The following is an 18,660-nucleotide window of genomic DNA, read 5'->3' on the forward strand; positions in this document are numbered from 1 at the left end:
GTCTCCGCCCCTCCTCCGGAGGAGACGGATCCGGACTCGATGGCACAGGCACCAGATTCCTCTCACTTCGCTGCAGCCTCGTGCTGCAGGCTCGTCGAACGGTCCACGGGGTCTCGCCCCTTGTCCCCGGCCCCGGGAGCACGTCCCGGGCGGGTACCCGTCGTGTCACGTTACCGACGTGTCAGGTTACCGAGGGGAGCCGGGCACATCGTCAGTCGATCTGAAGGATCAACCTGCTCTCCGGCTCGGTCGACAACGGGACCGCGTCGCGCTGCAGCAGCCACGACGCGATGGTGCGGAACAACGGTGCCGCGGACTGCCCGCCGCTGCCGTCGGAACTGCGGGTCGGTGCGTCGAGCATGATCCCGACGACGTAGCGGGGATCGTCGGCGGGGGCGATCCCCGCGAAGGTGATCCAGTACTCCGAGTTCGAGTAGCACTTGCAGTTCGGATCGATCTGCTGGGCGGTGCCGGTCTTGCCGGAGATCTGGTAGCCCTCGATGGCGGCGCCGGTGCCGGTGCCGCGCTGGTTGCCCGTGTCGTCCTGGACGACGGAGCGGAACATGTCGCGGACGGTCGCGGCGGTCTGCGGGCTGATCACCCGGATCGGATCCGGGACGGCGGTCTCGGTGCGGGACCCGTCCGGCCCGATCGTGGCCCGCACGATCCGCGGCGGGATGCGTTCGCCGTCGTTGGCGATGGTCTGGTAGATCGCCGTCATCTGCAGCAGGGTCATCGACAGGCCCTGGCCGATCGGCAGGTTCGCGAAGGTGCCGCCCGACCACTGTTCGCGGCTGGGCAGCAGACCGGCGGACTCGCCGGGCAGGCCCACCTCGGTGCGCTGCCCGAGGCCGAACAGGTCCAGCATCTGGGCGAAGCGGTCCTCACCGATGCGCTGGGCGAGCATCAGGGTGCCGACGTTCGACGACTTCCCGAACACACCGGTGGTGGTGTAGGGCACGACGCCGTGGTCCCAGGCGTCCTTGACGGTCGCGCCGGCCATGGTGATGCTGCCGGGCACCTGCAGCACCTCGTCGGGGGTGGTCAGGCCGTCCTCGATGGCCGCCGCCGCGGTGATGATCTTGTTGACGGAGCCGGGTTCGAACGGTGAGCTGACGGCGAGATTGCCCATCTCCGCGTCCGGCGGGTTGTTGGCCACGCCGATCGACGGGTCGAAGGTGCCGTCGTTGGACATGGCGAGGACCTCGCCGGTCAGCGCGTCGAGCACCACGGCCGAGGCGCTCCTCGCCCCGGACAGGTCCTTGGCGCGCTGCACCTCCTGCTGCACGTGGTACTGCAGGTCGTTGTCGATGGTCAGCTCGACCGACGAGCCGTCGACGGCGGGTTGCCGGTCGCGCCAGCTGCCGGGGATCACGGCGCCGTCGGAGCCGCGGTCGTAGGTGGACGAGCCGTCGGTGCCGGCGAGGATCGCGTCCATCGACGCCTCGAGGCCGATCAGGCCGTGGCCGTCCCAGCCGGTCGCGCCGACGATGTTCGCCGCGAGGGAGCCGCCGGGATACAGGCGGATGTCCTGACGTTCGGTGCCGACCTTGTCGTATTCGTCGACGATCTCCGCGGCCACCCCGGGGTCGACGCCGCGCGCGAGGTACACGAACGTCTCGTCGCTCTCGAGCAGGTCGAGCAGATCCTCCTTGGGCGCCGCGGCGCCGAGCGCGTCGTGGATGGCGGTCGCGACGCCGTCGAGATACTCCGGGACCGTGGGCAGGGAGGGATCCTTCGCGCGTTCCTCCTCGAGTTCCTTGCGGACCCGCACCGGCTGGAATGTCAGTGCCTTCGCCTCCATCGTGTAGGCGAGGGGGTTGCCGTTGCGGTCGGCGATGGTGCCGCGCGTCGCGGGTTCGACGAGGCGGGTGGTGCGCTGGCTCGCGGCCTCCGCGGACAGGCTCGGTGCCTGCACGAGCTGGACCGACAGCAGCTGCAGCACGGCGAGGCCGAGCGCACCGAACATCACGGCCCGACCCACCCGGTTGCGGTAGGGGAACCCCGTCCTGTCGCGCTTGCCGGAGCGGGTGGTGGTGCGTGCACGGACGCCGCGCGGCGCGGGGGCGGGTCGCCTCCGCGGTGCGCGGCGGGGGTGGAGCGATCGGTCACCGAAGTCCGTCCTCGGGTTCCGGCGGCACGGTCTGTCCGGGGGCGATGCTGCGGGGCGCCTCGGGTTGCGGCAGTTCGCTCACGATCGTCGATTGTTCCGCGACCGGCGCCGCCGGTGCGGGAGCCGGGCCCTCCGGCGTGGCGCCGGGCTCCGGCGCCGGGGTCTGCCCCTCTTCGACGGTGGATGCGGCGCGCCGGCCGTCGTCGCCGACGGACCGCGGCCGCGGCTGTCCCTCCTGCACGTCCTCGCGGACGTCCTCGAGGGGGCGCGGGCTCTCCGCGCCGGGGCTGCCGGCCAGCGGGGTCTGGATCCGGGCGTCGGCGCGGGCCGGCGGATCGAGCGGCGCGGGCGGTGCGCCCTGGGCGGGCACGGGATCGCCCACGACCTGCACCGAGCCGTCCTCGGCGACGACAAGGCGGGCGACCTGACCGGCGGGGATCATGCCGAGCCGGGCCGCGGCGAGCGCGAGGGCCGGAGCGGAGTTGCCGGTTTCCACGTCGCGCTGCAGCACGGCGCGTTTCTGGGTGAGGCTCTCGTTGTAGGCGCGGGCCGCGCTGAGTTCGTAGGAGTCCTCCGTGGCGCGGGTGGTGAGCAGCAGCGTCACCGCCATGCCCACTCCCAGCAGCGCGATGATGGTGGCCACGAAGGGGATCCGGGTGCGCACCCGCCCGCCGCCGAGCCGGCGGCCCCGCGTCTCGGTCGGCGACAGGCCGAGCTGGGCGGCCCGCTGCGAACGGCGCTGGTAGGCACGTTGTGCTGCTGTCGATCGACCGGGCTGCCGACGCTGCGAAGGTGGCACCTTGACGGTCATCGGTTACCTCCTGGCGATTCGTTCTGCAGCACGCAGGCGGACGGGTGCCGAACGTGGATTGACCTCGATCTCGTGGTCGTCGGCCCGTTCCGCACCGCGGGTGAGGATCCGCAGCTCGGGGCCCATTCCGGGCAGTTCGACCGGGAGACCTTCGGGGCTGCGGGATTTCGCGCGCGGAGTGAGTTCCTGTTTGACGACCTTGTCCTCCAGCGACTGGTAGGACATGAACACGACGCGGCCGCCCACCGCGAGCGCGTCGAGGGCGTCGGGGATCGCCGCGCGCAGCGAGTCCAGCTCGGCGTTGACCTCCACGCGCAGGGCCTGGAAGGTGCGTTTGGCGGGATGCCCGCCGGTGCGGCGGGTGGCGGCGGGGATCGTGCGGTACAGCAGTTCGACCAGCTCACCGCTGGTGCGGAAGGGCTGCTTGGCGCGGGTGCGCACGATCTCCGAGGCGATCTTCCCGGCGAAGCGTTCCTCGCCGTAGGTACTCAGGATACGGGCGAGATCGCCGTGGCTGTAGGTGTTGAGCACGTCCGCGGCGGTGATGCCCGTGGTGGGGTCCATCCGCATGTCGAGCGGGGCGTCCTTGGAGTACGCGAAGCCGCGGTCGGCCTCGTCGAGCTGCATGGACGACACTCCGAGGTCGAACAGGACGGCGTGGACCGAGCCCACCCGGTCGAGGCCGATGCTCTCGAGGGCGTCGGCGATGCCGTCGTAGCGGGTGTGCACGAAGTCGGTGCGGCCGGCGAACCGGGCGAGACGACGCTGTGCGATGGCCAGCGCGTCGGGATCGCGGTCGAGACCGACGAGACGCAGACCGGGATAGGTCTCGAGGAAGTGTTCGGAGTGGCCGCCGAGGCCGAGGGTGGCGTCGACGTAGACCGCACCCTCGCCGCCGGGTCCGACGGCCTCGATCGCGGGCCCGAGGATCTCGACCGCGCGGTCGAGCATGACAGGGACATGACCGAACTCCTGCGAATCCTGCGGAGAGTCCGTACCGGTCTCCGCGGCCTCACCTGCGCCGGGGACCGAATCGTCCTCGCCGTCCACCATTGTCTCCTCCGGAATCCTGCTCGGGCCGCCTACGGTCTGGGGTGGTCGTCGGGGTGGACGCTGGTGTCGCCTCGTGCCGATCTCACGCTCCGGGTCGACGCGGGAGGGTCGATGCCGAAGGGGCGATACGGAAGACGGCGAATGCCTCGAGGTCTCTGTCCGACCCCGGTGGGACCTGACGCCGGGGAAGTGCGTCAGGGCCCTCCGGTCCGTACCTGGCGCTGGGGAAGTGCGTCAGGGCCGGTACATCGGACAGAGGCCTCGCGGCACTCGCCGCGCAGCCTCGACGGTGGTTACAAGATGTCGCGCAGTGCTTCGTCTCTCGCTTCCGAGAAGTCCTCCTCGTGTTCGGCGAGGTAGGTCTCCCACCTCTCCGCGTCCCAGATCTCGAGGTACTTGACCGAGCCGATCACCACGCAGTCCTTGGTCAGCCCGGCGTACCTGCGGTGCGCCGCGGTCAGAGTGATCCGGCCCTGAGCATCGGGACGCTGTTCCTCCGTCCCGGAGGCGAGACTGCGCAGGAACGCGCGCGCCTGCGGATTGCTCCGTGAAGCACTGGCGGCGCGTTCGGCGAGCGCGGCGAACTCGTCGCGAGGGAACACGGTGAGGCTGTGATCCTGCCCCTTCGTGATCATCAACCCTCCCGCCAGTTCGTCTCGGTATTTGGCCGGCAGCGTGAGCCGGCCTTTGTCGTCCAGCTTGGGAGTGTAGGTACCGAGGAACACTCTCGGCGCCTCCCCGCTGCCGGACGGATGCTTTCCGCGGCGTGACACCTCGCCCCGCCGTGCCCCACACTACCCCACTTTGCCCCACCGGAAACGGATTACCACGCCCGCCACGGGCGTGTTGTCGTCACATTTCCTGTTCAGCGGGGTGGAGCGGAGTGGGGACGCGGATCCCGCGGGGCGGGACACGGATTGGGCGAGAGTGCGCGGATCGGGTCCTGGGCGTCGTGCGGCACCCGGAGCGCACGGGAGGCGACGGGCCGTCGTGTGCCGGATCGACGGATGTGGGGCGGAGTGGGGAATCGATGTGGGGCGGGGTGGGAGGAACTCCGGAGACACGACGACGGCGCGACCCGGAAGGGTCGCGCCGTCGTCCGTCGATGCCTGTAGGGGCGGTCAGTCCTGCTCGAACCGCCGCCGGAATCGCTCCTCCATGCGGTTGGTGAAGCCACCCGAGGATTTCTTGCTGCCGCGGGAACCACGGCCGGGCTTCCCCGAACCGGACCCACCGGACGTGGCGCCGGGAATCGAGGGCTTGCGGCCCTCGATGATGAGCATCACGCCCGCCGCGAACATCACCAGGAACCCGAGCAGACTGATGATCGGGAAACCGCCGGGCTTCACCGGCAGGGCGACGCCTGCGATCAGCAGCGTCAGGCCCACTACGAACAGGGCGCCGGCCTGGAGCCGTCGCCGGTTCGACGCCATCCCCAACCGGCTTCCGCGCACGGTCGAGGCAAACTTGGGATCCTCAGCATAGAGCGCGCTCTCGATCTGATCGAGCATGCGCTGCTCGTGCTCGGAGAGTGGCACGGTACCTCCCCCGGCACTAAACGGTGGCCACCGGATCCGTGGGGCGAATCCGGTGGGGGGCCGTCGGTACGGCCGCCTGATTCAATAATACGAGCAGATGTCGCATCGGACCACAAACTCCACACGTGAGTTCGATCCCTAGGACCACGGACGACGTTCCCGACGTCCCCGGCCCCGGGAGCACTTGGTCACGGGCCCTTGGTCATGACATTTCGTCACGCCCCGGTCCCGACCTCCGCGGAGGTTCCGGTCTCGGCGTCGAGGAAGCCCTCCACGTCGTGGAGGAAGTGGCCCACCTCGTCGTAGAAGGCCCCGGCCTCGTCGGCGTCCACCGCCCGGCTCACCCCCGCCTCGACGGCGGCCCGGGTGGACGAACGGTCGGCGAAGAAGTCGGCCCACACCGCGAAGGAGTCGTCGGCGCGCGCCATGAGCGCCCAGGCGTTGCGGGTGGCGGGCCGGCGGGACACCGCCCGGCCGGTGCGCAGCTCCACCGCCGCGACGACGGCGCCCGCGCCGCGCAGCGCGGCGAGATAGGCGAGACGGAAACGTTCCCCCGGGCTGTCGGCGCCGGCCGCGTCGGAGAGCAGGTCGTCGGCCTTGCCCAGCAGCGTGGCGGCACGCGTCAACAGGCCCCGGCCCATGCAGGCAGCCGGGCCGAGCGCGGGTGACGTCCGGCGTGGTCCGCGGCTCGCAGTTCGACCGTTCGTCATACTCACGCACCTCCTAGCGTGGCCACATCCGCTTCAACGGTGCGGTATCCGGGGATGTTCCCGACGAAACGCCGTGCGGCGACCGTCACCTGCCCGGACGAGGGGCACCCCGGGGACGGCGGGAGCTCCCTGGACGATCCGGTGATGTCCGCTTCCCTCGAACATCACCGGATCACCAGTATCGAACATGCGTTCGACGTATTCAATATAGCTGGACCCACCGACAACCCGTCAAGAGAAGGCGGCCCACCATCTCGAACGAGCAACGAGAACCGACCATCTCCGCGACCGTCCACTCCCCTTCGCGAGCCACCCGAACGAGTCACGCATGAGCACCGATCCCCGTCGCGGCACCGCGATCGTCACCGAGCTCTCCTCCGCCGAGTTCCGTGCCCGGCTCCCCCAGCTTCTGGCCGTCTACGTCGCGGCGATGCGGTATCCCCGGGGCACCGAGTACCACCGGGCCCCGATGTGGTCCGAGCACTCGGCCCGCCCGGGCTGGCAGGCGTTCGCCGCCACGCTGCCGGAGGATCCCGACACGGTGGTCGGCATCGCCTACGGCTACCGCGGGGACACCCGGCAGTGGTGGAACCAGCAGGTGCGGGCGGGACTGCGGCACTCCGGGCGCACCACCGAGGAGATCGACCGCATCCTCGGCGACTACTTCGAGCTGACCGAACTGCACGTGCGGCCCGACATGCAGGGCCACCGCATCGGGGAACTGCTGCTGCAGTCCCTGCTCCGCGACCGACCGGAGGCGTCGGTGCTGCTGTCCACCCCGGAGGTCCCCGGCGAGGACAATCGGGCCTGGCGGCTGTACCGCCGCTTCGGGTTCCGCGACGTGGTGCGCCGGTTCGTCTTCACCGGGGACGCCCGCCCCTTCGCGGTCCTGGGCCGCCCTCTCCCGCTCGGCCCCGACCCGGCCGCCAGCAGCACGGACCCAACCGGCGGTGCCGGGGAGAGCGAGTTCCGATGACCCCCGTCCTCGACGCCGTCGTCGTCGGCTCCGGGCACAACGCCCTGGTGTCGGCCTGTTACCTGGCCCGTGCCGGCTGGTCGGTGGAGGTCCTCGAACGCGACGGCGTGCCCGGCGGGGCGGTCTCGACCGTCGAGCGGTTCCCCGGCTACGCCGTCGACCGGGGTTCCTCGGCGCACATCATGGTCCGGCACTCCGGGATCGTCGAGGACCTCGACCTCGCCGCCCACGGCCTGCGCTACATCGACTGCGATCCGTGGGCGTACGCCCCGCCCCCGGCCGGCAGCGACCGGCCCGGGATCGTGTTCCACCGCGATCTCGACCGCACCTGCGAGTCGATCGCCGCGGCCTGCGGGACCCGGGAGGCAGACGCCTACCGCCGCTTCGTCCGCGGGTGGGGTCCGCGCAGCGCGGCGGTGATGAAGTCATTCACCTCCCCGCCCACCGGCCGGCACCTGCTGTCGTCGTTCTGGGGGCTAGACGCGAAGGCCGGCGGCAGCGCCCTGTCCCGCGAGTTCCTCACCACCGGCGACAGCCTCCTCGACGGATACTTCGACGACGAACCGCTCAAGGCGGCGCTCGCCTGGTTCGGGGCGCAGTCCGGACCGCCGATGTCGGAGCCGGGCACCGCGCCGATGGTCGGTTTCGCCGCCCTCATGCACACGCTGCCGCCGGGCCGGGCGGTGGGCGGGAGCGGCGCCCTCACCCGCGCGCTGATCTCCCGACTGGAGTCCGACGGCGGGGTCCTGAGCTGCGGTGACGCCGCCGTCGAGATCCGCCGGTCCGGTGACATGTGGACGGTCCGCACCGAGAGCGGCCGGAGCATCCGGGCCCGCCGGGTGGTCGCCGGATGCCACGTGCTGACCACCCTCGATCTGCTCGAGCGGGGCGGTTTCGACGCCGACCGGATCTCCCGCTGGCGCCGCGGCGTGCGCGTGGGTCCCGGCATCGGCATGGTGCTGCGCCTGGGCACCGATGCGCTGCCCCGCTACCGCGGCGGCGACGACCCGGTGCTCACCGCGACGGGCCTGCAATTGCTCGTCGACGACCGGGCGCAGCTGCGGGCCGCGCACGGCGCCGCGATGGCGGGCGAGCTGCCGCCGCGGCCGGCGGTGCTCGCGATGAGCTTCTCGGCGCTCGACCCGACGATCGCCCCCGAGGGGGAACACCAGATCACCCTGTGGTCGCAGTGGCATCCCTACCGGTTGAGCGGCGGCCGGAGCTGGGACGACGTCGCCGGCGCCGAGACCGACCGGATCCTCGCCGAGATGGAGTCGGTTGCTCCCGGTTTCACCGCGAGCGTCCGGCACCGCTACGTCCAGACCCCGGCGAACATCGAGAGCGAACTCGGCCTGCTCGGCGGCAACGTCATGCACGTCGAGATGTCGCTCGACCAGATGTTCTTCTGGCGTCCGCTGCCCGAGCTGTCGGGCTACCGGGTTCCCGACGCCCCGGGCGTGTACCTCACGGGCGCGTCCACTCATCCGGGTGGCGGGGTGTCCGGGGCGAGCGGCCGCAACGCCGCGAACATCGCGCTGGCCGATGCCACCGGAGGGCTGGCCGGGCGGGTGCGCAGGTGGGTGTCGCGGTGACCACCCGCGCGCCGGCGCCACCCCGCTGGGCGACGTTCGTCCCGATCGTCCTGACCGGCGCCGCGATCCTGGCGCAGATCACCTATCCCCTCACCTCGGGCGGCACGCGGGACGCGGTGACGGTCGCCGTCGTCACCTTCCTCACCGCGGCCTGCCTCACCCACGCCGCGGTGCACCGCGGTCCCGGGTTCACGCTGGTGCTGTTCGCTGTCTCCGCCGGCGGCGGTTACCTGTCGGAGGTCGTCGGCACCACCACGGGTTTCCCCTACGGCTGCTACGTCTACGCGACGGACCGGCTCGGCCCGTCCGTCCTCGACGTGCCGCTGGTGGTGCCGCTGGCGTGGACGGCGGGACTGTATCCGGTCTGGTGCGTGGCCTCGCGCCTGTTCCGCAACGGGCCCGCCCGCATCGCGGCGGTCACCGTCGGGATGCTGGGCTGGGATCTCTACCTCGACCCGCAGATGGTCGCCGACGGCCAGTGGACCTGGTGCAACGCCGGGGGACTGCCGGGCATCGAGCACATCCCGCTGACCAACTACGCGGGCTGGCTGCTGGTCGCCGCGCTGATGGGCACGGTGCTGGTGCTCGTCGACGCCCGTTCCGGGCACGAGCGGCCGGTGCGCGACGCGGTGCCGGTGGCGTTGTTCCTGTGGACCTGGCTCGGCTCGGCCCTGGCCCACAGCGTCTTCCTCGACGCTCCCGAGCTGCGGTACTCGGCGGTCTACGGGTTCGTCGTCATGGGGGTGCTCGGGGTGCCGCTGCTGGTCTCGCTCGCCCGGTCGTGGCGCCGCAGCGGCCCGCGACTCGCCGCGCCCGGCACGGTGGACCGACGACCGTGAGCGCAACTGGCACCATGATGTCCGTGCACTCGCCCGTACTTTCCGTCCGTCGTATCGCCGCTCGCCGTATCGCCGCTCTCGCAGGACTCGTGCTGCTGGCCGTCCCCCTGCTCACCGGATGCCTGCGGGTGCAGGCCACGATGGGCATCTCGTCCGACGACCGGGTCTCCGGCCAGATCGTCGCCGCGACCATCCCCGCCGACGAGAACGATCCGGGCCCCGAGCTGCAGGCCCCCTCGGCGCTGGCCGGGAAGGTGCGGGTGCAGAAGTACGAGCAGGACGGCTACGTCGGCAGCCAGGTGTTCTTCAACGATCTGAGCTTCGGCGACGTGCAGCAGCTGGCGTCCATGTCGGACCAGAGCGCGGGCATGTTCCAGCTCAACCTGCAGCGCTCCGGCGACGTGGTGGCGCTCAACGGCCGCGTCGACCTCGAGTCCGCCCCGTCGCAGGGCACCGACGTGCAGTTCACCATCGCGTTCCCGGCGCGGGTCGCCACCACCAACGGCACCCGCGAGTCGGACTCGGTCGTCACCTGGAAGCTGCCGGCGGGCGAGGTGAGCACGCTGCGCGCCGAGGTGCGCTACGCCGATCCCAACACCCGCGGATTCACCGGCTGGGCGGGCATCATGGCCGGCGCCGCGCTCGGCGTCACCCTGATCATCGGCGGGTTGGCGTGGTTCAACCGCAATCCCGCCCCGCAGTGGCCTTCAGCAGGTGGGGGGCCTTCAGCAGGTGGGGGGCCGTCTGCGGGCGGGACGTCCTCGCAGCGCACCGGTTCCGGCGAGCGGGAGAGGTCCTGAACCTTCCCCGCCGGGCCGTCCGACGTCTCGTCGTCACCGGCGCCGGGATCGCCGGATACGGCGCAGCGGTCGCCGCGGCGAACCGGATCGCACTCCCCCGCCTGACTCCCGGGGCGGTGGTCGACGAGCCCGTGACGGTGGTCGTGCCGGCACGGGACGAGGCCGAACGCATCGGTGCGGTGGTCTCCGATCTCGCCGCGCAGCGCGGTCTGGCGCGGCTGCGGGTGCTCGTCCTCGACGACGACTCGTCCGACGGGACGGCGGAGGTCGCCCGCCGCGCCGCGGGGGCGGACGAGCGGATCACGGTGATCCGGCGCACCGATCCACCGCCACCCGGCTGGACCGGGAAGGCCGCGGCGTGCGCCGCCGCGATCGACCGGGCCGGGGCCGCGGCCGCCACCGGCACGGTGGTGTTCGTCGACGCCGACGTGCGCCTGGCCCCGGATGCCCTCGCCGCGGCGGTGACGCTGCTGCGCCGCGCGGACGCCGGACTGGTCTCGCCGTTCCCCTGCCAGGAGACCGGCTCCGTCCTGGAGCGGCTGGTGCAGCCGCTGCTGTTCTGGTCGTGGTTCGCGCTGCTGCCCGTCGCGGTGGCGCACCGTGCGCGCCGGCCGTCGATGGCGGTGGCGTGCGGGCAGTTCCTCGTCTTCGACGCCGCGGCCTACACGGCGATCGGCGGGCACGCGGCGGTGGCGGCGAGCCCGACGGAGGATCTCGATCTCGCCCGGGCACTGCGCCGCGCCGGTTTCCACACCCTGGCCGCGGCAGCAGGTCCGCTCGCGTCGTGCCGTATGTACGACGGGCCGAGGCCGCTGGTCGCCGGGTACACCCGGTGGTTGTGGTCGGCCTTCGGGTCCCCGGCGGGAGCGGCCGCGGTGGTCGCGCTGTACCTGCTGGCCTATCTGGTGCCGCCCTCGGCGGCGGTGCTCGCGCGCGGACCCGTGCGTCGCTGGGGGCTGGCCGGTACGGGAGCGGCGGTGGCGTCGCGGCTGCTCGCCCGCGCGACCGAACGGGGCCGCCCGGCCTGGTCCGATCTGCCCGCCGCGGGTACGCATCCGGCGTCGGTCCTGGCCTTCGCGTCGCTCACGGCGGAGTCCATCCGGGCCCGGCGTGCCGGTCGCACGGCGTGGAAGGACCGCCGCCTGCCCTGAGCGGACGAGCCTGTGAACGGGCGAGCGGGCCCGGTCAGGCCGGTTGCGGGGCTGCCGCCTCTACCTCGTAGCCGAGATTGGTGAGCACCTCGCTGGTCGCGCGCGCGAAGTTGAGGGTGATGAAGTGCAGGCAGGGAGCGCCCTCGGCGATCAGCCGTTCGCACATCTCCGTCGCGACCTCGATGCCCACCTCGCGCACCGCGGCCCGGTTCTCCTCGGGGCCGTCGCCCGCCGCGAGCCGCAACCGCTCCTCCAGGGCGGGCGGTAGCTGCGAGCCCGACAGTTCGAGGCTGCGCCGCGCCGAGCGCAGCGAGGTGATGGGCATGATCTCCGGGATGATCGGCTTCGCGCCCTGTTCGGCGTCGAAGGCGGCGACGCGGTCGCGCAGCCGCAGGTAGTGCTCGACGTCGAAGAACATCTGGGTGATCGAGTACTCGGCGCCGGCTCGCAGCTTCTGCACCAGATAGCGGGTGTCGTGCTCGAGATCCGGGGAGCGGTGATGGCCCTCCGGGAACGAGGCGACACCGACGTGGAAGTCGCCGAGCTCACGGACGAGCCGGACGAGTTCGTCGGCGTGTTCGAGGCCCTGCGGGTGCTTCTCCCACTCGCCGAGCGGGTTGCCGGGCGGGTCGCCGCGCAGGGCCAGGATGTTGGTGATGCCGCGGTCGGCGTAGGCGCCGACCATCGCGCGCAGCTCGTCGATGCTGTGTCCGACGGCCGTCAGGTGCGCGACCGGGAGCAGGGTGGTCTCCTCGGCGAGCTGCCCGGTGACGCGCACGGTGCGGTCGCGGGTGGATCCCCCGGCGCCGTAGGTCATGGACACGAACGCCGGGCGGAGACGTTCGAAGGTCCGCACGGCACGCCACAGGCGTCCCTCGGCCTCGGCGTCGCGAGGCGGGGAGAACTCGACGGAGAAGGGGGTGCGGCCCGAACGGGTGGAGCCGAGACGGTCCACGATCGACGGGGTCCGAGAGAGTCCCCCGTCCTCGGTTGCCCTGACGAAGTCGCTTGTCACCTGTTCAGCATAGGTGGCGGGCCCCGGAGGTCCACCACCGGCGACCTATGAGGTCCGCTACCCACGGGTCCGCGCGGCCAGCGGATAGGCTGGACGCCGTCCCCCTCGATCCCGCGTCGTGGGGAGGTCTCCACCCACCGATCAGGAGGTTCCGTCCTGTCCACCGGCGCCGATCCCCTTCGTACCGACCAGCTTCCCGACCGTGTGGAAGGCGCCCTCCGACAGTTCTTCGCCTCCCGCGCGGCCGTGATCGAGACGGTGGGCGGCGGGTACCGCGAGGCCGTCACCGCCCTGGAATCCTTCGTGCTGCGCGGCGGCAAGCGGGTGCGGCCGACCTTCGCGTGGACGGGCTGGCTCGGCGCCGGCGGCGATCCGGAGGGGCCCGACGCGGAAGCGGTGCTGCAGGCCTGTGCGTCGCTGGAGCTGGTGCAGGCCGGTGCGCTCGTGCACGACGACATCATCGACGCCTCCACCACCCGGCGCGGGTTCCCGACGATCCACGTCGAGTTCGGCGAGCTGCACCGGCGTTCCGGCTGGCGCGGCCGCCCCGAGCAGTTCGGGGAATCGGCGGCGATCCTGCTCGGTGATCTCGCACTGGTGTGGGCCGACGACATGCTGCACTCGGCGGGACTGGCCCCGGAGGTCGTCGCGCGGGTGACCCCGGTGTGGTCGGCGATGCGCACCGAGGTGCTCGGCGGGCAGTATCTCGACATCGCCGGGGAGGTCGCGGCCGACGAGTCGGTCGAGTCCGCGATGCGGGTGAACCGCTACAAGACGGCCGCCTACACCATCGAGCGGCCGCTGCACCTCGGTGCGGTGTTCGCCGGCGCCGACGACGACCTGATCGACGCCTACCGGCGGTTCGGCACGGGGATCGGCCTGGCCTTCCAGCTGCGCGACGACCTGCTCGGGGTGTTCGGCGACCCCGAGGTCACCGGCAAGCCGTCGGGCGACGACCTGCGTGCCGGCAAGCGCACCGTGCTCTACGCCCTTGCGCTCGCCGCCGCCGACGCGAGCGATCCGGCCGCGGCGGAGCTGCTGCGCACCTCGATCGGCACCGACCTGTCCGACGCCGAGGTCGAACGGATCCGCGCGGTGCTCGTCGAGCTCGGGGCGGTCGCCCGGGTGGAGGACCGCATCGACGCTCTCACCGCCGATGCCTTCGAGGCCCTCGACTCGTCCGGGGCCACCGAGGCGGGCAAGGAACTGCTGCGGGCGTCGGCGCTGGCCGCGACCCGGCGGGTGGCGTGACGGCGGTGCGCACGGTCCCCGGCGCCGAGCGGGTCGTGGTGGTCGGGGCCGGGCTGGCGGGTCTGGCGGCGGCGCTGCATCTGCGCGGCGCCGGAAGGGACGTGACCGTGCTCGAACGCGCCGACACCGTCGGCGGCCGGGTCGGGGTGCATCGCGGTCCGGGCTACGAGATCGACAACGGCGCCACGGTGCTGACCATGCCCGAGCTGATCGACGACGCGCTCGGCGCCGTGGGCGCCGACCGCCGGTCGGTGCGGCCCGTCCTGCGCACGACGCTGCTCTCCCCCGCCTATCACGCGCGGTTCGCCGACGGCAGCACCCTCGACGTGCACTCGGATCCCGACCGGATGGCCGAGGAGATCACCCGGTTGTGCGGTCCCGACGAGGCGCGCCGCTACCGCCGGCTTCGGACCTGGCTCGCCGACGTCTTCGACGCCGAGTTCGACCGGTTCATGGACGCGAGCTTCGACTCCCCGCTGGACCTCGTGTCGTCGCCGGGAGCACTCCGCGATCTGGCCCGCCTGCTCCGGCTCGGCGGGTTCGGGCGGCTCGGGGCGCAGGTGGGCCGCCGGATCACCGATCCACGGCTGCGGCGCGTGTTCACCTTCCAGGCGCTCTACGCGGGGGTCGCGCCCTCCCGGGCGCTGGCGGTCTACGGCGCGATCGCCCACATGGACACCTCGCTGGGGGTGTACGCCGTCGAGGGCGGGATGCGGTCGATCGCGCGAGCCATGGCCGATGCCCTCGTCACCGCGGGCGGCCGGGTCGAGCTGGGCCGGGAGGTCTCCGGCCTGGACTTCGCGGGCTCGCGTGTCGAGGCGGTGCGCACCACGGACGGGGCTCGTCTGCCGTGCGACGCGGTGGTGCTGACCCCGGACACCCCCGTCGTCGACTCCTGGCTGCCGCGCCGGCCGCGACGCCCGGTGCGGGCCGCGCCGTCGGCGGTCGTGCTGCACGGTTCGATCCCGACCACGGTGTCGGACGCGTGGGCCGCCCGGCACCACCACGTCATCGACTTCGGGGCCGAGTGGGACCGCACCTTCACCGAGATCACCCGTACCCGCGGGCGCGGCCGGTTGATGTTCGATCCGTCGCTGCTGATCACCCGACCGGCACTGTCCGATCCGGGGCAGCGTTTCGCGCGTGACGGCGACGAGCACGAACCGCTGTCGGTGCTCGCGCCGTGCCCGAATCTCGACAGCGCGCCGCTGCCCTGGCCGACGCTGGCCGGGCCGTACCGGGACGAACTGCTCGGGGTGCTCGAGGACCGCGGGTACAAGGGCGTCGCCGAGGGCTTCCGGGTCGACCGCATCGACACCCCGCAGACCTGGCTGGATCTCGGGATGCAGGCGGGCAGTCCCTTCGCGGCCGCGCACGTCTTCCGGCAGACCGGGCCGTTCCGCCGGCGGAATCTCGACCCGCGGTACCCGAACGTGGTGCTCGCCGGGTCGGCGACGGTGCCGGGTGTCGGTGTGCCCACCGTGTTGTTGTCCGGCCGGCTGGCCGCCGAGCGGCTCGGTGTCCCACGGACGCGGCCCGGCCGGGCGCAGACGGTCGAGGGTCTCCACTAAACTGTCCTCGTTCGCGAGCACCTCGGCTCCGCGACCGTTGTCCGTTGCGCTCCGCGCAGCAAGTCCACTGCGCTGACGCGCACGATGTCGTACTGGGGGAGGAACCACACCGATGTCGTCCCCTGTCTCGTCCAACGCAGCCTCGTCCAACGCAGCCTCGTCCAGCGCTGCCTCGTCCGACGCAGCCTCGTCCAGCGCTGCCTCGTCCGACGCTGCCTCGTCCGACGCGGCTGGTTCGTCCGACGCCGGGTCCCGGAGCACGTCGGCGGCCGACGAGTCGGTTCCGCCGTCCGCAGCACGACCGGCGCAGGCCCGGTCGTGGCTCGCCTTCCTCCGCAGCCCCGCGGGCCACGCCGCCTTGCTCGGCGCGTGCGGCGCGGCGTTCATGACCTTCGGCAGCTTCGGCGCCGGCAGCGTCCGGCGGATCGATCCGCTGCTCGAGGACATCTACCTGTCGTGGCTGCGGTTCGGGCACGGCCAGCTGCTGTCGCGGATCATCCTCTGGGTGGGCGTGCTGCTGATGATCGGTGCGTGGGTGCGGCTCGGCCGCGCCACCTTGAACGGGCAGGTCACCGTGCGCGATCTGTGGACCGTGCTGCCGGCCTGGACGGCGCCGCTGCTGGTCGCGACGCCGATGTTCAGCCGCGACGCGTACTCCTACCTCGCGCAGGGCGCGCTGCTGCGCGACGGTTTCGACCCCTACGAGGTGGGTCCGGTCGTCAACCCCGGTGTGCTGCTCGACAACGTCAGCAACGTGTGGACGACGACCACCACCCCCTACGGCCCGGTGCACCTGCTGCTCGGCGCGGGGATCACCTCCCTCACCGACGACAACGTCGTGACCGGCACGTGGCTGTGGCGCCTGATGATGTTGCCGGGCCTGGTGCTCATGGCGTGGGCTGTTCCGAAGCTCGCCCGGCGCATGGGCGGCAATCCCGCCGTCGCGCTGTGGCTCGCGGTCCTCAACCCGCTCGTGCTGATCCACCTCGTCGGTGGGGTGCACAACGAACTGCTCATGGTCGGCCTGATGGTCGCCGGCATCGTGCTGGTCCTCGAGAGCCGGCATCTCGGTGGCATCGCCCTGGTGTCGCTGGGCGCGGCGATCAAGGCGACGGCCGGGCTGGCCCTGCCGTTCCTGGTGTGGGTGTGGATGGTCCACGAACGCGACCGGGCCCGCGCCGAGGGACGCGAACCGGCGGCCCCGGTGCGGTTGTTCCTCAAGGCCGCGGGGCTGGGTGTGCTGGTCTTCGCCGTGGTGTTCGGCGCGGCCTCGCTGATCGCCGGGGTCGGCATCGGCTGGCTGACGGCCCTGTCCGGCTCCTCGAAGATCATCAACTGGTTGTCGCTGCCGACGATGATGGCGCACGTCGTCACCTGGTTCACCCCCTGGCGCCTCGGCTCCGTGCTCGACGTGACGCGCATGCTGTGCGCGGCGGCGCTGCTGGTCATCCTCGTGTGGGCGTGGTGGCGGTACCGCCGCACCGAGCGCGACGCGATCTTCGGCATCGTCATCGCGCTGACCGCGGTGACCCTGCTCTCCCCCGCCGCGCTGCCCTGGTACTACTCGTGGCCGCTCGCCGTCGGGGCGGCGTTCGCGATGTCGCGCGGGACGCTGATGCTGCTGGCGGGGTTGTCCACCTGGCTGATGCTGATCTTCAACCCGGACGGGTCGATCGGCATGTACAACCTGGCCCACGTCGCCGTCGCGGTGTTCGTCTCGGTCGTGGCGGCCAAGTCGCTGACCACCGTCGATCCGCTGCGCCTGCGGTCGCGCCCCCGATCGGATGCGTCGTCCGGGCCCGCCCGAGCCGACGGTGCCTGACCTCCTCGACCCGGCGGGCGATCGGGGTCTCGACGAGGCCTACGCGTACTGCGCCGCCCTCACCGCCGAGCACGGCCGCACCTACGATCTGGCCGCCCGGCTGCTCCCCGCACCGCAACGACGCGCGGTGCAGGCCCTCTACGGGTTCGCGCGGCATGTGGACGACATCGTCGACGTGACCGCCGTGCACGACCCGCGGGCCGCGATCCGCGGCGTCGACGAGGCGCACACCCGGATGCACGCCGCGCTCGCGGGCGATCCCGGCCCGGCCGACGAGACGGGACTGGTGGTGCGGGCCCTCGCCGACACCGTCGCGCGGTACCGCATCCCCATCGACCATCTCGACGCCTTCGTCCACTCGATGCGCATGGACGTGCCGGGGACACCCGGTTTCCGGCCCGTCCACCGGGACATGGCGGAACTGCGCGAGTACATGTACGGCTCGGCCGCGGTCATCGGTCTCGAACTGCTGCCCGTCCTCGGGGTCGACGACCCGGACGCCCCACCGGCCGCGGTGGCGCTCGGGGAGGCGTTCCAGCTCACCAACTTCATCCGGGACGTCGGCGAGGATCTCGACCGCGGCCGGATCTACCTGCCGCTGGACCTGTGGGAGCCCTTCGGGGTCGACGTCGAGCTGCTGCACCGGTGCCGGCGCACCGGCGAAGTCGACGTGCGGGTGCGGCGGGCGCTGGCGCACGCGGTGGCGCTCACCCGCGCCGAGTACCGCACCGCCGAACCCGGCCTGGAGCTGCTGCCGGACCGGATCCGGCCCGCGATCCGCACCGCGTTCGTCCTGTACGGGCGGATCCTCGACGAGGTCGAGCGCAGCGGCTTCCGCGTGTTCGACCGGCGTGTGCGGGTGCCCCGCCGGACCCGGGTGGCCGTGATGCTCGGCCAGTACGCCGCCGGGACGCTGCGCGGCGGGTCCCGGCGCGGCGCATCCCGGCGCGACCGTCAGAAAGCGAGTGCCTGAGCCCGGCGCATCACCTCACGGGCCGAATGGGTCCGCATCGCTGCGATCGGGCAGCCGCCGGGCAGCGAGTCGTCCTCGCGGAACATCCACTCGAGGATCTCCTCGTCCTCGAAGCCACCGTCGTGCAGCACGGCGATGAGCCCGGGAACACCCTTGAGGATGTTGCCCTCGTCATCGAAGAACGCTTCGGGCACGACCGGGACCCGGTTGCGCTTCAGCGCGAGCAGTTGCCTCTCGCGCAGCATCTGCTGCACTCGGGTGATGGCGACGCCGAGGCGTTTGGCGACGTCGACGAGCTGCACCACCGGCACGGAGCTGTCGAGAACGTCGTCGCAATAAGGGATGGCACTCACCCCACCACGTTATCGCCGCCCGCGCCGCGGCAGCTACGCGGCTACCCCCGCCCGGTGCTGGCTACGATCGACGGGGACGGGATCGGTGTGCG

At 72.1% G+C, this 18,660-nt stretch carries 16 protein-coding genes and 1 pseudogene; 9 read left to right on the forward strand and 8 right to left on the reverse strand.

The window, feature by feature from the left end; translation table 11 throughout:
• Positions 1-211: 211 nt before the first annotated feature.
• The 6 genes and pseudogenes from OED52_RS12210 to OED52_RS12235 all read right to left on the reverse strand — a co-directional run.
• Positions 212-2,026: pseudogene (locus tag OED52_RS12210) on the reverse strand (peptidoglycan D,D-transpeptidase FtsI family protein); the annotation flags it as partial.
• Positions 2,027-2,108: 82 nt separating this feature from the next.
• Positions 2,109-2,924 (reverse strand): hypothetical protein, encoded by an 816-nt coding sequence (locus OED52_RS12215; RefSeq protein ID WP_264151155.1) that lies wholly within the window; start codon positions 2,922-2,924, stop codon positions 2,109-2,111.
• A gap of 3 nt (positions 2,925-2,927) precedes the next feature.
• Positions 2,928-3,977 (reverse strand): 16S rRNA (cytosine(1402)-N(4))-methyltransferase RsmH, encoded by a 1,050-nt coding sequence (gene rsmH, locus OED52_RS12220; protein ID WP_264151156.1) that lies wholly within the window; start codon positions 3,975-3,977, stop codon positions 2,928-2,930.
• Between the two features lie 293 nt (positions 3,978-4,270).
• Entirely contained in the window at positions 4,271-4,702 is a 432-nt protein-coding gene (gene mraZ / locus OED52_RS12225) for a division/cell wall cluster transcriptional repressor MraZ (RefSeq protein WP_264151157.1), read from the reverse strand.
• 396 nt (positions 4,703-5,098) lie between these two features.
• Complete coding sequence (locus OED52_RS12230; protein ID WP_264151158.1) at positions 5,099-5,515, reverse strand: DUF3040 domain-containing protein; 417 nt, start codon at positions 5,513-5,515, stop codon at positions 5,099-5,101.
• A gap of 215 nt (positions 5,516-5,730) precedes the next feature.
• A complete protein-coding gene (locus OED52_RS12235) occupies positions 5,731-6,225 on the reverse strand; it encodes an SAV_6107 family HEPN domain-containing protein (RefSeq protein ID WP_264151159.1) in 495 nt (164 codons plus the stop codon).
• A 328-nt stretch (positions 6,226-6,553) separates the two neighbouring features.
• Here OED52_RS12235 and OED52_RS12240 point away from each other — a divergent pair, with 328 nt between their 5' ends.
• The 5 genes from OED52_RS12240 to OED52_RS12260 are packed head-to-tail and all read left to right on the forward strand — an operon-like array spanning position 6,554 to position 11,583.
• Entirely contained in the window at positions 6,554-7,201 is a 648-nt protein-coding gene (locus OED52_RS12240) for a GNAT family N-acetyltransferase (RefSeq protein ID WP_264151160.1), read from the forward strand.
• The gene (locus OED52_RS12245) at positions 7,198-8,793 is read left to right on the forward strand and encodes a phytoene desaturase family protein (protein WP_264151161.1); all 1,596 of its coding nucleotides are present in this window, start codon (positions 7,198-7,200) and stop codon (positions 8,791-8,793) included. The genes OED52_RS12240 and OED52_RS12245 overlap by 4 nt, the downstream gene beginning before the upstream one ends.
• A complete protein-coding gene (locus OED52_RS12250) occupies positions 8,790-9,632 on the forward strand; it encodes a carotenoid biosynthesis protein (RefSeq protein ID WP_264151162.1) in 843 nt (280 codons plus the stop codon). Before OED52_RS12245 ends, OED52_RS12250 begins: the two co-directional genes overlap by 4 nt.
• Positions 9,629-10,432: an LppM family (lipo)protein gene (locus OED52_RS12255; protein WP_264151163.1), complete on the forward strand. Its 804-nt coding sequence runs from the start codon at positions 9,629-9,631 to the stop codon at positions 10,430-10,432. The genes OED52_RS12250 and OED52_RS12255 overlap by 4 nt, the downstream gene beginning before the upstream one ends.
• On the forward strand, positions 10,429-11,583 hold the full coding sequence (locus OED52_RS12260; RefSeq protein WP_264154681.1) for a glycosyltransferase family 2 protein: 1,155 nt from the start codon (positions 10,429-10,431) through the stop codon (positions 11,581-11,583). The genes OED52_RS12255 and OED52_RS12260 overlap by 4 nt, the downstream gene beginning before the upstream one ends.
• Positions 11,584-11,617: 34 nt before the next feature.
• Here OED52_RS12260 and metF read toward each other — a convergent pair whose 3' ends face one another.
• Positions 11,618-12,598 (reverse strand): methylenetetrahydrofolate reductase [NAD(P)H], encoded by a 981-nt coding sequence (gene metF, locus OED52_RS12265; RefSeq protein WP_413247655.1) that lies wholly within the window; start codon positions 12,596-12,598, stop codon positions 11,618-11,620.
• A 204-nt stretch (positions 12,599-12,802) separates the two neighbouring features.
• On the opposite strand from metF, the gene OED52_RS12270 reads away from it, so the two are divergent.
• From OED52_RS12270 to OED52_RS12285, 4 genes are all read left to right on the forward strand, one after another.
• On the forward strand, positions 12,803-13,849 hold the full coding sequence (locus OED52_RS12270; protein ID WP_413247656.1) for a polyprenyl synthetase family protein: 1,047 nt from the start codon (positions 12,803-12,805) through the stop codon (positions 13,847-13,849).
• 5 nt (positions 13,850-13,854) lie between these two features.
• Positions 13,855-15,420, forward strand: coding sequence for a phytoene desaturase family protein (crtI, locus tag OED52_RS12275; RefSeq protein WP_264151164.1), 1,566 nt, complete (start codon positions 13,855-13,857; stop codon positions 15,418-15,420).
• A 112-nt stretch (positions 15,421-15,532) separates the two neighbouring features.
• Positions 15,533-17,242, forward strand: coding sequence for an alpha-(1->6)-mannopyranosyltransferase A (locus tag OED52_RS12280; RefSeq protein ID WP_264151165.1), 1,710 nt, complete (start codon positions 15,533-15,535; stop codon positions 17,240-17,242).
• The gene (locus OED52_RS12285) at positions 17,235-18,215 is read left to right on the forward strand and encodes a phytoene/squalene synthase family protein (RefSeq protein ID WP_264151166.1); all 981 of its coding nucleotides are present in this window, start codon (positions 17,235-17,237) and stop codon (positions 18,213-18,215) included. Before OED52_RS12280 ends, OED52_RS12285 begins: the two co-directional genes overlap by 8 nt.
• On the opposite strand, the gene OED52_RS12290 is transcribed toward OED52_RS12285, so the two are convergent.
• Positions 18,197-18,568, reverse strand: a complete 372-nt coding sequence (locus tag OED52_RS12290) for an Rv2175c family DNA-binding protein (protein WP_264151167.1) — start codon at positions 18,566-18,568, stop codon at positions 18,197-18,199. The genes OED52_RS12285 and OED52_RS12290 overlap by 19 nt on opposite strands.
• Between the last annotated feature and the right edge of the window lie 92 nt (positions 18,569-18,660).

The sequence above is a fragment of the Rhodococcus sp. Z13 genome, from assembly GCF_025837095.1.
Classification (GTDB): Bacteria; Actinomycetota; Actinomycetes; order Mycobacteriales; family Mycobacteriaceae; genus Rhodococcus; species Rhodococcus sacchari.